This window comes from Acidipropionibacterium thoenii DSM 20276, assembly GCF_000423445.1.
Classification (GTDB): Bacteria; Actinomycetota; Actinomycetes; order Propionibacteriales; family Propionibacteriaceae; genus Acidipropionibacterium; species Acidipropionibacterium thoenii.
In genome coordinates, this window is sequence record NZ_AUHZ01000007.1 from 56821 (window position 1) to 70703 (window position 13883).

Here is a 13883-nt window from a genome sequence, read left to right on the forward strand (position 1 = left end):
CCGGACACCCGGGTAGGCTGAGAAGGTCATGCCAACACACCAGTCAGCCCTGGAGGGCGTGCTGCCCGAGGGTGGCGTCATCAGCTTCGACACCGACCTGCCGATCGCTGCCCACGCCGACGAGATCGCCGACCTCATCGCCCACCACCAGGTCGTGGTGGTCGCCGGGGAGACGGGCTCGGGCAAGACCACCCAGCTACCCAAGATCTGCCTGGCCCTGGGACGCCGTCACATCGCCCACACCCAGCCCCGCCGGATCGCGGCCCGCAGCGTCGCCGAGCGGATCGCCGATGAGATGGCCGTCGAGATCGGCGACCTGGTCGGCTACCAGGTCCGCTTCACCAAACGCGCCGGCCGTGCCACCGCGCTCACCGTGATGACCGATGGGGTACTGCTCGCCGAGATCTCCCACGACCGGCTCCTGCGCGGCCACGACACCATCATCATCGACGAGGCCCACGAGCGCAGCCTCAATATCGACTTCCTGCTGGGCTACCTCAAGCAGCTGCTGCCCCGGCGCCCCGACCTCAAGGTGATCATCACCTCGGCCACCATCGACACCGCGCGGTTCTCCGCCCATTTCAACGATGCCCCGGTCATCGAGGTCTCCGGACGCAGCTATCCGGTCGAGATCCGCTACCGCCCGCTGGATCCCGCCGAGAACCTGCGGGACACCGACGAGGATGACGAGATCGACGACCTCGACGAGCAGGCGGACGCCAGCCGGACCGATTCCAGCCGGCCCGCTGCCGCCCGCCGAGGGTCTGCCAGGAACCCGGCCGGGGGTGGCGGCGCCGTGGCCGCCGCCGGCCCTCCCATCGACCAGGCCACCGGCATCTGCCAGGCCGTCCAGGAGCTGTGCCGCGAGGGGAATGGCGACATCCTGGTCTTCCTCGCCGGGGAGCGCGACATCCGCGACGCCGCCGATGCCCTCACCGACCTCACGGCCCATGACCGCAGGCTGGCCGGTACCGAGATCCTCCCGCTGTTCGCGCGGTTGTCGGCCGCCGAGCAGCATCGCGTCTTCACCTCCCATCCGGGACGTCGGATCGTGCTGGCCACCAACGTCGCAGAGACCTCGCTGACGGTGCCGGGGATCCGCTACGTCATCGACCCCGGCACAGCACGGATCTCCCGCTACTTCACGCGCACCCGGGTCCAGCGGCTGCCCATCGAACCGATCTCCCAGGCCTCGGCCAATCAGCGCGCCGGACGGTGCGGCCGCGTCGCCCCAGGTATCTGCATACGGCTGTACTCCCAGCAGGACTTCGAGTCGCGCCCCGAGTTCACCGAGCCCGAGATCCTGCGCACCAACCTGGCCGCTGTGATCCTCCAGATGGCCCAGGCCCGGCTGGGCGCCATCACCGACTTCCCCTTCGTCGAGCCCCCCGACCACTCCCAGGTCTCCGATGGCATCCGGCTGCTCGACGAACTGGGTGCCCTCAAACCGGGCCATCGCGAGGAACCGCGTCTGACCCGGATCGGCCACCAGCTGGCCACCATGCCCGTCGACCCCAGGCTGGGTCGGATGATCCTGGAAGGGGCCCGGCAGCACGCCCTGGCCGAGGTGCTGGTGATCGTGGCGGCACTGTCGATCCCCGACGTGCGGGAGCGCCCTGCCGACAAGCGTGAACAGGCGGACGCCTTCCACCACCGGTTCCTCACCGAGACCGGTCTGCAGCGCGCCCTGCACCCCGAGTCGGGGGACCATCAGGAGGTCGGCGGAGCGGTCGATCAGGGTGGCGACATCCTGGCGATCCACCGGCTGTGGCGCTACCTGCACCAGCAACGCAAGGAGCTGTCCGGCTCGGCCTTCCGGCGGATGTGCCACCGCGAGTTCCTCAACTATCTGCGGGTCCGTGAGTGGCAGGACCTGCACTCCCAGCTCAAGCAGATCTGCAAGGACCTCAAGCTGGAGCGCACCGCCGGCACCGCTCCGGCCGACCGGATCCTGGTCTCCCTGCTGTCGGGGCTGTTGTCCCACATCGGACTGGCCGAGGTCGCCGAGAAGTCCCGCAGCACCCGCAGCGCCGGACCCGGCCGTCGCAGGCCTCGGCAGGGGCCGCGGGAGTATCTGGGAGCTCGCGGCGCGAGGTTCGCCATCAACCCCGGCTCGGCTCTGGCGAAACACCCGCCCGAACTGGTGATGGCCGTCGAACTGGTCGAGACCAGCAGGCTGTGGGCGCGCACCGTCGCCGGGATCCAGCCCGAATGGGTGGAGGAGGTCGGGGCCCACCTTCTCAAACGGCAGTACTCCGAGCCCCACTGGGCCCAGTCCAGCGCATCGGTGGTGGCCACCGAGAGGGCCACCCTCTTCGGGGTGCCGGTGTGGGCCGACCGGCCGGTCAACTATGCCCGGATCGACCCGGTGGTGGCCCGCGAGATCTTCATCCGTTCGGCCCTGGTGGAGCGTGACTGGCGTGCCAATCACGGCTTCCTGGCCCACAACGACCGGGTCCGAGCTCAGGCCGAGGACCTCGAGGAACGCTCCCGGCAACGCGGCCTGGTCGCCGATGATGACGCGATCTTCGCCTTCTACGACCGCCGGATCCCCTCCGACATCGTCTCGGCCAGCCATTTCGACGCTTGGTGGAGACATGTCGACGATCGTCACCAACTCGATCTGTCGATCGACGACCTGGTCGATCCGGGTGCAGTGGCCGGTGAGGACTTCCCGGATCACTGGCAGGTCGGTGAGCTGTCACTTCCGGTGCGCTACGTCTTCGACCCGGGCGCCGGCCATGACGGGGTCACCGTCACCGTGGCGCTGGCACTGCTGAACCAGGTGCCGGCCGAGCCCTTCAGCTGGCAGGTTCCAGGGTTGCGTACCGAACTGGCCACCGAGCTGATCCGCTCGCTGCCCAAGCGGTTGCGCACCCAGTTGGTGCCGGCCCCCGACCGGGCCCGGCATGCGCTGGCCTGGTTGGCGGAGACCGGCGCGGACGGCAGGCCGCGTGCCCATCATGATCTGGAGTTCACCGCCGAACTGGGCCGGGCGCTGGCCGCACTGACCGGTGTGGTGATCGCCGAGTCCGACTGGCATCCGGAGGCGATCCCTGCGCACCTGAGAGTGGGTTTCGACGTGGTGGACGCCGAGGGCCGCAGCACCGGCAGGCCCTCCCGGCAGCACCAGCCGCAGAAGCAGCATCCCCACCAGAGCCGGGGCAAGGCTGCCACGCCACCTCACGCGGCCGCCTCCCGCGAGATCGCCCATTCCGAGGACCTGGCCGCACTGCGGGTCGATCTGGCCCCGAAGGTGTCGGTGTCGCTGACCCGGGCTGCTGCCGAGGAGCAGGTGCACGGCGCCACCAGCTGGGTCTTCGGCCACATCGACACGCAGGTGTCCCTGCAGCGCTCCGGGGCCGACGCCCTCGGCTATCCCTGCCTGGTGGACGAGGGCTCCGCGGTGGGCACCGCGGTGCGTGACTCGGTGGCTGCCCAGACCCGCAGCCACGGCGGCGGTGTCGTCCGCCTGCTGCTGCTCAACCTCCCCGATCCCACCAGCTGGACGGTGGCCCACCTGTCGAATCGGACCAAACTGGCGCTGGCAGGATCGCCCTACCCCAGCGTCCCCGCGCTGCTGGCCGATGCTCGCCGGAAGGCGGTCGACTCGCTGGCCCGCCGCCATGCCGGCGATCTCTCGGGGATCCGCGACCAGACGTCCTTCGACGCCCTGGCGCTGGCAGTGCGACAGGAGGCCGCCGAGGCGATGGCCCAGGTGGTGAGCACCGCGGCCGAGATCCTCACCGGCTGGGGTGCAGCCCGCCAGGCCGTCGCCCGGCTCCCGCAGGGCCCTGCCCGCACCGACATGACTGGCCAGCTCGCCGACCTGGTCTTCCTCAACTTCATCTCGGCGACCCCCGACCCCTGGTACCAGCGGATGGCGAGATGGATGCGCGAGGTGCAGCTGCGCGCCGAGGCCCTGCCCACCAACCCGGTCCGCGATGACCGTGGGATGGCCGAACTCGACCCGCTGCTGGGGGCCTACGACCGGCTGTGCGCCGCCCAGCCGGCAGGGGCCCTGCCCGCCGACATCGAGGAGATCGGCTTCCTCATCGAGGAGTTGCGCATCCAGCTGTTCGCCCAGCGCCTGCAGACCCACATCCCGGTCTCGGCCAAGCGGATCCGCAATGCCATCGCGCGGGCCGGTGGCTGAGCCGGCCGGCCCGGCAGGGATCCGAGCGGCGGCGTCAGAGAGAACTCGGTGACAGACTGGGGGAGTGCCGGTATCCACTCATGAACTATTGAGCCTGCTCGACCTGGAGGCTCTCGACCAGGACCTGTTCCGCGGCTCCCAGCCGCGCACCACCTGGCAGCGCACCTTCGGCGGACAGGTGTTGGCGCAGTGCCTGGTCGCCGCCTCGCGGACGGTGGAGGGCCGTCGACTGCACTCCCTGCATGCCAACTTCCTGCGCCCCGGAAGCAACGACTCCCCGATCATCTACGACGTGGAGAGGATGCGAGATGGCAGGACCTTCAGCACCCGGCTGGTGAGGGCCCGCCAGCACGGCCAGGTGATCTTCTCCTCGAACCTGTCCTTCAAGAGCTCCGAACCCGGACTCGACCACTCCGACCCGATGCCGCAGAAGCTGCCTCACCCGGAGTCCTGCAGGCCGCTGGTCGACGTCCTGGAGCAGCTGGCCGGCGCGTCGCTGCCGTCCATCTGGCGGGCCGACGCACTGGATGTCCGGTACATCGGCCAGCCCGACGCCGATGGGCAACCGACCGGTCCTCGAAGCCATGCCACCCACATGAGGTTGTGGGTGCGCAGCACCGGCACCCTTCCGATGGACCCGGTCGTCCACCAGGCGATCCTGGCCTACCTCTCGGACATCAGTCTGTTGGCCGTCGCTGTCATCCCCCATGCCGCGGCACTGCGTTCGGGGATGGCCGTCGCGCCGGCGTCGGTGGACCATGGGATGTGGTTCCATCGCCCGGCCAGGGCCGACGAGTGGCTGCTCTACGACGAGGTCTCGCCGAGCGCCTCTGATGCCCTGGGGTTCTCGATGGGCCGACTGATGCAGGGCGGCAAGCTGGTCGCCTCCTGCTCCCAGGAGGGTCTGCTGAGGCTCATCGACCCGGTGAATCCTCAGGGCTGACGCAGCAGCGCCCCGGCCGGTCGGCCGGGGCGCTGCGGGTTGCTGCGACTGCCTGCAGGCAGCCGGGCTGGGCCTCAGGCGGCCATCACGGCCTCGTTGCGCTCGCGCATGGTGGCCAGGGCGGCCCGCTCGATCTGGCGGACCCGCTCGGCGGTGATGCCCCAGACCTTGCCGATATCGGCCAGCTTGGCCTGTCGACCGTCGACCAGCCCGTAGCGGCGGCGCACCACATCGGCCGAGCGCTCGTCGAGGTCATCGAGAAGTCCCTCCAGCCGGCTGCGGTCCTCGGCGTCCAGCACGATGTCGTCGGGGCCGGGGGCGGTCTCCCGGGCGATCAGGTCGCCGAGGCTGGTGTCCCCGTCCTCCTCCACCGGGGCGTCCAGGCTGACGTGGTCGCGACCGAATCGGATGAGCTCGACGATCCTCTCCTCGGGCAGGCCGAGCTCATCGGCGATCTCGAAGATCTCGGGTTCGCGGCCCAGCTGGCGCTCCAGGTTGCGGCGGGCCGCTGAGACCTGGTTGACCTGCTCGGCGACGTGAACCGGGAGCCGGACGATACGGCCCTGCTGGGCGATGCCACGGCTGATCGCCTGTCGCACCCACCAGGTGGCGTAGGTCGAGAACTTGAACCCCTTGGCGTAGTCGAACTTCTCCACTGCGCGGATCAGTCCGGTGTTGCCCTCCTGGACCAGGTCGAGCAGCGGCATCTGGGAGCGGCCGTACTTGCGGGCCACCGAGACCACCAGGCGAAGGTTGGCACGGACGAAGTGGGCCATCGCCTGCTCCCCGTCCTCGGCGATCTCCTGCAGCTCGGCGCGGGTCGCCCTCACCTTGGTCTTGGTGTCCCCGTCGAGAACGGCCTGTGCGAAGACACCGGCCTCGATACGACGGGCCAGAGCGACCTCCTGGGCGGCGTTGAGCAGGGGGGTTCTCGCGATGCCCTCCAGGTAGAGCCCCACCGCGTCCTTGCCATCGATGCCGTCTGTGGTGCGAATTCGAGACTTGGTATCCATGTGCTCCGCCTTTCAACGTGATCAGTTCAACGTCAACGCATCAATGACAACGCCGTTCGAAGTGGTTGTCATTCCACCGGGAGGTATTGACCCCTGTAGTGGTGGGGCCGGCGGGCGGTATCAGACCGTGGTCGTACTCTGGGAGATGCTCCCTGCCCCCGGCGGAGGAAGACGACCCTGAGGTCGAGTTTGGTTCCGGGGCGGGCGGGTGCCACAATGGAACTCGGCTCTTGACGGCTCCCGGCTGTTCTGTGCCCTGTGAAGGTTCTGCCTTGGTGAGAGGATACCCGTGACGACTCGTTCCACGTCCAGCGTGACCATGACTGTTGCCGACGAGAAGGCGAAGCCCACGACAACCCCGAAGCGTTCGGCGGCCAGGGCCACCACGACCCGCAAGACCGCTGCGAAGAAGCCCAGCACCACGGCTGGGGCAGCCGAGACCGGGGCGCAGCAGCCCGCCACCTCGACGTCGGCAGCCTCGAAGAAGTCCGGCACCACGAGGACGTCGTCCACCACGAAGAAGTCCAGCCCTGCGAAGAAGGCGGCCGCCACCAAGAAGCCGGCCGCTGCCAGGAAGTCCTCCACCACCAGAAAGACCACCGGGCGGTCCCGTTCGGCGGCCAAGAAGCAGACCACCATCGCCGAGGCGGCCTCGGGCCATGTCGACGTCCACGTCGAGCGCGACGGCGATGAGGTGGTGCTCACCGTCGGCGGCAAGAAGCGTTCCCTCGATGACGTCGACGACAGCAAGTACGACCCTCATCAGGCCGCCAAGGACGAGGCGGAGATCAACAAGGAGACCGAGGGGTTCATCGTCTCCGACACCGACGATGCCGACGAGCCCGAGCAGCAGGTGATGGTGGCCGGCGCCACCGCCGACCCGGTCAAGGACTACCTCAAGCAGATCGGCAAGGTCGCCCTGCTGAACGCCGCCCAGGAGGTCGACCTGGCCAAGCGCATCGAGGCCGGCCTGTTCGCCGGCGAGCAGCTCGCCGACCCCGAGGTCAAGGTCCCCGCCTCGAACCTCGAGGACTACGAGTGGATCGCCGGCGACGGCAAGGCCGCCAAGAATCACCTGTTGGAGGCCAATCTGCGGTTGGTGGTGAGCCTGGCCAAGCGCTACACCGGTCGAGGAATGCTCTTCCTCGACCTGATCCAGGAGGGCAACCTCGGGCTGATCCGCGCAGTCGAGAAGTTCGACTACACCAAGGGCTACAAGTTCTCCACCTACGCGACCTGGTGGATCAAACAGGCCATCACCCGCGCGATGGCCGACCAGGCTCGCACCATCCGCATCCCGGTGCACATGGTCGAGGTCATCAACAAGCTGGCCCGCGTCCAGCGCCAGATGCTGCAGGACCTGGGCCGCGAGCCCACCCCCGAGGAGCTGGCCAAGGAACTCGATATGACCCCTGAGAAGGTCGTCGAGGTCCAGAAGTACGGTCGCGAGCCGATCTCCCTGCACACTCCGCTCGGCGAGGACGGGGACTCCGAGTTCGGAGATCTCATCGAGGACTCCGAGGCCATCGTGCCTGCCGATGCGGTGAACTTCACCCTTCTCCAGGAGCAGCTGCACGACGTCCTGGACACCCTCTCGGAACGGGAGGCAGGAGTCGTCTCGATGCGCTTCGGACTCACCGACGGCCAGCCGAAGACCCTTGACGAGATCGGCAAGGTCTACGGCGTCACCCGCGAGAGGATCCGCCAGATCGAGTCCAAGACGATGTCGAAGCTGCGCCATCCGTCCCGCTCCCAGGTGCTCCGCGACTACCTTGACTGAGCCGGCGTACCAGTGGCGCGGTCTGGGACTGGACGTCACGCGTCACTTCTTCGGGGTTGACGACGTCAAACTCGTCATCGACCTGATGGCCGAGCAGCAGCTCAACGTCCTGCACCTCCACCTGTCCGACGACCAGGGCTGGCGGATCGAGATCCCCGGCTGGCCAGAACTCGCCGGGAGATCCTCGGGGACCGCCGTCGACGGCGATCCCGGCGGTTACTACACGCTGGCCGACTGGGCCGAGATCAGCAGCTACGCCGATCGTCACGGGATCGCCGTGATCCCGGAGTCCGACCTTCCGGGCCACACCAACGCCGCCCTCCATGCGGTGCCGGGCCTCAACCCGGACGGCCGGACCCCCGATCCCTACACCGGCATCGAGGTGGGATTCTCGACCCTGTCGACGGCCGCCGCACTCACCGAGAGATACATCGAGCAGATCGTCACCCAGCTGGCCGCCCTGGGCAGGGGCTGGGTCCACATCGGCGGCGACGAGTCCAAGGCTACCCCTCACGACCAGTACCGGATCCTGGTCCAGCAGGCCGTCGACGCCGCTCATCGGGCCGGCGCCCGCGTGATGGCCTGGCAGGAGGCCGCCGATCTGCTCGCCGCCGGCGACGTCGTCCAGGTCTGGGACAAGGCGATCGGCTACCAGGGGGTGCTGGACGCCGCGGCCCGCGGGGTCAGGGTGGTGCTGTCGCCCGGCGACCACGCCTACCTGGACATGAAGTACGACCCCGACTGCAGGCTCGGGCTCAGCTGGGCGGGAACCATCGAGCTGCGCGACGCCCTGGAATGGGATCCCCGCCAGATCATTCCCGGCCTGGACCCTGCCGCGGTGATCGGCGTCGAGGCCTTCCTGTGGACCGAGACGCTGCGCACCCGCGATGACCTCAGCTACATGCTGCTGCCGCGGCTGGCGGCGTTCGGTGAGGTGGCCCGAGATGGCTCTGGTGTCGGTCGTTGGCAGGAGTTCGCCCCCCAGGTCGCCGACCAGGCCCGGGGCTGGACCGAGCGAGGACTTCGCTGGCACCGGTCGCCGGGGGTCGACTGGCTCGACTGAGCCGGGAAGGGGCCCGGATCGGCTCGACGATCGGACCGGGAACGGCGCCGAATCGCCTCCTGACAGGCCCGGTCGACGGTAGGCTCATGCCATGATGGCAAGCTCGCTCAGCAATGGTGCTCCCGAGGACGCCCCCCAGGGCCCGGGCCGATTCGTGGTGCGGCAGGCCCGGCGCAAGGATTTCGCCGAGGCAGCCGCCGTCCAGGCGCTGTGCCTGCGCGAGATCGGCGAGGGGGTGATTCCTCCGGAGGCTCTGGACGAGCTCACCGGGCCGCAGACGGTGCGCGCCACGGTGGACTCCTGGCAGCACCTGACCGAGGCCGGAGCGAAGGTCTGGGTGATCGACGATCTGCTCGACATGAAGATCGTCGGAGTTGCGATGACCCAGCCCGCCGCTGATCCCGATGCCCCGACCCCCCTTGAGCTGTCCACCCTGCATGTCATGCCGGTGGCCAGGACCTGCGGAGCACCCGATGCCCTCATCACCGCAGCCCTGGGTGACCGGCCGGCCCACTTCTGGGTGTTCAAGGACAACCTGCGGGCCCAGCACTTCCTACGGCGTCACGGATTCGAGCTGGAACCGGACAGCGCCGACAACTCGTTGGGCGGAGTCATCCTGGAGCGGATGGTGCGCGAGGTGGTCTGAACCGGCCCTCTCGTGGGGGATCCGGGGGCACACGCAACGGGCCCCCGGACTCGATGTCCGGGGGCCCGCCTCAGGTACTGGAAGTGAGCTGTCAGCTCAGACGTCCGGTCTCGTCGTGGATCGACAGTGCCACCTGCTTCAGCTTGTCCTGATGGGCCTTGGCGTGGTGGGCGCAGAACAGCAGCTCTCCGCCGTTGTGGAGGGTGACTCGGAAGTACGCCTGCGCTCCGCAGCGGTCACAGCGATCAGCCGCGGTCAGTGCGCGGTCCTCGATCATCGTGGTACCCATGACAACCTCCTCTGTGTGGGTGCAGCTGCCGTTTGGAAGCCGCTGTCCAAGACCGCCTGGGCGGCCTCGGGAACCATACGTGTCAACGCACGGGTGGCTCCTTGTGTTCCACTCTAACGACCGGTGCCCAGATCGCCGTCACCAGCCGGGCCGAGGACACCGAACCGCAAGGATCCTGCCGAGGGCTGTCAGGCAACGGTGACCGCTGGTCCAGCTGCGGTGCCGTGGGCGCCTCGACACGAAACTGTCGGTGACGACCGGTAATCTGCCTGTCGTGACCACAGTTCAGCAGAAGGCCAGCCGACAGCAACTGCAGCCGGCGGATCCCACCGCCCCCTCGAGCGCGGCGACAGCCGGATCTGCCGGGGAGTACGGCGCGCGGAGCATTCTGGTCCTGGAAGGCCTGGAGGCGGTCCGCAAGAGGCCGGCGATGTACATCGGGTCCACCGACACCCGGGGCCTGATGCACTGCCTGTGGGAGATCTTCGACAACGGGGTGGACGAGGCGCTGGCCGGCTTCGGACGGCTCATCACGGTGGCTCTGGAGGCCGACGGGTCGATCGTCGTGGTCGATCAGGGACGTGGCATCCCGGTCGACACCGAGCCGAGGACCGGGCTGTCCGGGCTGGAGGTGGTCTACACCAAGTTGCACGCCGGCGGGAAGTTCGGCGGTGGCGCCTACAAGGTCTCCGGTGGTCTGCACGGGGTCGGCGCGTCGGTGGTCAACGCCCTGTCGACCAGGCTCGACGTCGAGGTGGACCGCAAGGGCACCACCTGGGGGATGAGCTTCAGACACGGGGTGCCCGGGCATTTCGAGGGTGAGGGCCCCCAGGCGCCGTTCACTCCCGGCTCCGGGGTCGCCAAGCTCCGCAAGGCCAAGCGAGGGGTCACCGGCACCCGGGTGCGGTACTGGCCCGATCGGCAGATCTTCCTGCCCGAGGCCCAGCTGTCGTGGCGCAAGCTGGTGGACCGGGCCCGGCAGACGGCCTTCCTGGTGCCGGGTCTGGAGATCCGGATCGCCGACCGGCGAGGTGTCCAGACCGACGCCGAGACCGGTCAGCCCCTCGATGAGGTGAGCGAGACGCTGCGCTTCGACGGGGGCATCTCCGAGTTCGCCGAGTACCTGTCGAGCGGTGCGCCGCTCACCGACGTGGTGAGGCTCCAAGGGGTTGACAGCTTCACCGAGACGGTCCCGGAGCTGGACGCCGATGGCGCGATGGTGCCCACCGACGTGGAACGGCGGTTGGAGGTCGATATCGCGGTGCGCTGGGGGGACGGATACGACACCATCGAGAAGTCCTTCGTCAACATCATCGCCACTCCCAAGGGCGGCACCCATGTCCAGGGTTTCGAGCACGGTCTGCTGAAGGCCTTCGCCGCCGCGTTGGAGGGCACCAGGCTGCTGAAGTCCTCCGAGGAGATCATCAAGGATGACATCCTCGAGGGGCTCACCGCGGTGGTCACCGTCCGGTTGGCCGAACCCCAGTTCGAGGGCCAGACCAAGGAGGTGCTGGGCACCCCGCCGGTACGCCGACTGGTCTCACGGATCGTGGAGTCCGAGATGACCGATTTCCTCACCTCCACCAAGGCGGCGGTCAAGCCGGTGGCCCGCACCCTGCTGGAGAAGGTGGTCGGGGCATCGCGCACCCGGGTCGCGGCCCGGGCCCACAAGGAGAACCAGCGACGCAAGAACGCCCTGGAGTCATCCCATCTGCCCCCCAAGCTCAAGGACTGCCGCTCCTCGGATCCCGATCTCACCGAGCTGTTCATCGTCGAGGGGGACTCGGCACTGGGAACCGCCAATGTGGCCCGCAACTCCGAGCACCAGGCCCTGCTGCCGATCCGCGGCAAGATCCTCAATGTCCAGAAGGCCGACCTGGGGGCGATGCTGCGCAACGCTGAGTGCGCCTCCATCATCCAGGTGGTGGGCGCAGGGTCGGGCAAGACCTTCGACATCGATCAGGCCCGCTACGGCAAGGTGATCTTCATGGCCGACGCGGACTCCGACGGGGCCCACATCCGGACCCTGCTGGCGACCCTGTTCTTCAAGTACATGCGGCCGATGATCGAGGCCGGCCGGGTGTACTCGGCGGTGCCCCCGCTGCACCGGTTCGAACTCATCAATCCCAAGCGGGGGATGGCGAAGTACCTCTACACCTATTCCGACGCCGAGTACCAGCGCACCCTGGCCAGTCTCACCAAGAAGGGGATCAGGTTCAAGGAGCCCCAGCGGTACAAGGGTCTGGGCGAGATGGACGCCTCCCAGCTCAAGGAGACCACGATGGATCCACGCCACCGCACCTTGCGCCGGATCACCATCGATGACGCCGAGGAGGCCGAGAACACCTTCACGGTCCTGATGGGAAGCGATGTCGCCCCACGCAAGGAGTTCATCGTCCAGGGTGCCTACCGGCTCGACCAGGATCAGATCGACGCCTGAATGACGATCAGCTGAACACTCATGGCGCCTCTTCCTGACCGGCATGCCGCAGGCGGTTCGGGTCGCCCCGGCCGCTCGTAACTCCGGTAGCGTGCACAGCCATGAGCTCCGAACTCGCGGACGCCGGCCACCGGCCGGGCACACCACATCCCTCCGAGGATCCCGGAGACCGCAGGCAACGGCGTCGCAGGATGCTGGGCTGGGCCCTGTGGGATCCCGGCACCCAGCCCTACGCCTCGGTGATCACCACCTTCGTGTTCAGCGTCTACATCGTCAGCGACTCTTTCGGGTCGAATGACCTCACCAGTACCTCGCTGTCGTGGACGATGGCCCTGGCGGGCCTGCTGATCGCTCTGCTGGCCCCGGTGGCCGGGCAGTGGGCCGACCGCAGGGGCCGGCGGATCAGCCTGCTGAAGTGGCTCAGCTGGGCACTGGCAGTGATGGCCGGAGCACTGTTCTTCGTCCAGGCCAAGGCCTCCTTCCTGGTGCTGGGACTGATCCTGCTGGGGGTGGGCACGGTCATCAGCGACGTGGCCTCCTCGATCTACAACGGGCTGCTCGACGACGTCGCCGAACCCTCCAAGGTGGGACGGATCTCCGGGCTGGGCTGGGGGTTGGGCTATGTCGGCGGCATTCTCGCCCTGCTGGTGATCTACATCGGATGGATCAAGCCGACGATCGGCTGGTTCGGGGTGAGTTCGGCCAATGGCATGGACATCCGTGTCTCGATGCTGTTCTGCGGGGCGTGGATCCTGCTGCTCACGCTGCCCACCTTCATCATCCTGCGCGATCCCCCCAGTGCTCCCCGGGCCGCCGGGGAGGCGCCGGGCAGCCTGTGGGCCAGCTATGTCGAACTGGGCCACTCCATCGCCAGGCTGTGGCGGGATCACCGGCCGATCATGGTCTTCCTGATTGCCTCGGCGCTGTTTCGCGACGGTCTGAACGGCGTCTTCCAGTTCGGCGGGCCGATAGCCAAGCAGACCTTCGGGTTCAGCTCATCGGAGGTCCTGATCTTCGGGATCGCCGCCAATCTGGTGGCGGGTGTGGCGACCATCGCCTTCGGCCTGCTCGACGACAGGATCGGGCCCCGGCGAGTCATCATCCTGTCGTTGGTGGTGCTGATCATCGCGGGGGTGGCGGTCTTCGTGCTGCACGGCGGGGGCCCGATGGTGTTCTGGATCGTCGGGATGGCGATGTGCGCCTTCGTCGGGCCGGCCCAGTCGGCCTCCCGCAGCTATCTGGCGCGAGTCTGCCCGGCCGGCATGGAGGGGGAGGTCTTCGGCCTCTACGCCACCACCGGCAAGGCGGTCTCCTTCCTGGCCCCACTGATGTTCGGGATCTTCATCACGACCGGTCACCTGCTCAGCGGTGGGGACAACAACCAGTACTGGGGGATCCTCGGGATCGTGGTGGTGCTGCTGGCCGGCCTGCTGGCGATGATCCCCGTCGGTGAGGCGGTGCGACCAGACGGCGAGTGATCCTGGCGGCCCCGGGGTCAGGGGCCCGACGGCACGATGCCCCGCGACCCTCGGGCAGGGTCGCGGGGCATCGTC

8 protein-coding genes and 1 pseudogene are annotated in these 13883 nt (G+C 68.3%); 7 read left to right on the plus strand and 2 right to left on the minus strand.

The genetic code is table 11. The annotated features are described in order from the left end of the window. The first annotated feature begins 28 nt into the window (after positions 1-28). Both hrpA and G554_RS0102555 read left to right on the plus strand, forming a co-directional pair. Positions 29-4156: an ATP-dependent RNA helicase HrpA gene (hrpA, locus tag G554_RS0102550; protein WP_027586680.1), complete on the plus strand. Its 4128-nt coding sequence runs from the start codon at positions 29-31 to the stop codon at positions 4154-4156. 64 nt (positions 4157-4220) lie between these two features. Continuing rightward, positions 4221-5133 (plus strand): annotated as a pseudogene (locus tag G554_RS0102555) (acyl-CoA thioesterase); the annotation flags it as partial. Positions 5134-5173: 40 nt separating this feature from the next. Here G554_RS0102555 and G554_RS0102560 read toward each other — a convergent pair. After that, the gene (locus G554_RS0102560; RefSeq protein WP_027586682.1) at positions 5174-6112 is read right to left on the minus strand and encodes a sigma-70 family RNA polymerase sigma factor; all 939 of its coding nucleotides are present in this window, start codon (positions 6110-6112) and stop codon (positions 5174-5176) included. A 319-nt stretch (positions 6113-6431) separates the two neighbouring features. Between G554_RS0102560 and G554_RS0102565 the strand changes: the two genes are divergently transcribed. The 3 genes from G554_RS0102565 (at position 6432) to G554_RS0102575 (ending at position 9601) form a co-directional block, all read left to right on the plus strand. Further along, positions 6432-7892 (plus strand): RNA polymerase sigma factor, encoded by a 1461-nt coding sequence (locus G554_RS0102565; protein ID WP_051232241.1) that lies wholly within the window; start codon positions 6432-6434, stop codon positions 7890-7892. Further along, complete coding sequence (locus tag G554_RS14245; protein WP_051232244.1) at positions 7885-8955, plus strand: family 20 glycosylhydrolase; 1071 nt, start codon at positions 7885-7887, stop codon at positions 8953-8955. Before G554_RS0102565 ends, G554_RS14245 begins: the two co-directional genes overlap by 8 nt. Before the next feature lie 94 nt (positions 8956-9049). Next, the gene (locus tag G554_RS0102575) at positions 9050-9601 is read left to right on the plus strand and encodes a GNAT family N-acetyltransferase (RefSeq protein ID WP_027586684.1); all 552 of its coding nucleotides are present in this window, start codon (positions 9050-9052) and stop codon (positions 9599-9601) included. Between the two features lie 91 nt (positions 9602-9692). Here the strand turns inward: G554_RS0102575 and G554_RS0102580 are convergent, their stop codons facing one another. Next, positions 9693-9890 carry a DUF7455 domain-containing protein gene (locus G554_RS0102580; protein ID WP_027586685.1) on the minus strand — a complete coding sequence of 66 codons (198 nt, stop codon included), beginning with the start codon at positions 9888-9890 and terminating at the stop codon, positions 9693-9695. A gap of 310 nt (positions 9891-10200) precedes the next feature. Between G554_RS0102580 and G554_RS0102585 the strand changes: the two genes are divergently transcribed. Together G554_RS0102585 and G554_RS0102590 are read left to right on the plus strand one after the other, a co-directional pair. After that, positions 10201-12330 carry a toprim domain-containing protein gene (locus G554_RS0102585; protein ID WP_027586686.1) on the plus strand — a complete coding sequence of 710 codons (2130 nt, stop codon included), beginning with the start codon at positions 10201-10203 and terminating at the stop codon, positions 12328-12330. 191 nt (positions 12331-12521) lie between these two features. Further along, positions 12522-13808, plus strand: a complete 1287-nt coding sequence (locus G554_RS0102590; RefSeq protein ID WP_027586687.1) for an MFS transporter — start codon at positions 12522-12524, stop codon at positions 13806-13808. The last annotated feature ends 75 nt before the right edge of the window (positions 13809-13883 follow it).

Excerpts from the sequence above, each read along its gene's own strand:
- hrpA (WP_027586680.1), top strand. The coding sequence starts at position 29 with ATGCCAACACACCAGTCAGCCCTGGAGGGCGTGCTGCCCGAGGGTGGC.
- G554_RS0102560 (WP_027586682.1), bottom strand. The coding sequence starts at position 6,112 with ATGGATACCAAGTCTCGAATTCGCACCACAGACGGCATCGATGGCAAG.
- G554_RS0102565 (WP_051232241.1), top strand. The coding sequence starts at position 6,432 with ATGACTGTTGCCGACGAGAAGGCGAAGCCCACGACAACCCCGAAGCGT.
- G554_RS0102575 (WP_027586684.1), top strand. The coding sequence starts at position 9,050 with ATGGCAAGCTCGCTCAGCAATGGTGCTCCCGAGGACGCCCCCCAGGGC.
- G554_RS0102580 (WP_027586685.1), bottom strand. The coding sequence starts at position 9,890 with ATGGGTACCACGATGATCGAGGACCGCGCACTGACCGCGGCTGATCGC.
- G554_RS0102590 (WP_027586687.1), top strand. The coding sequence starts at position 12,522 with ATGCTGGGCTGGGCCCTGTGGGATCCCGGCACCCAGCCCTACGCCTCG.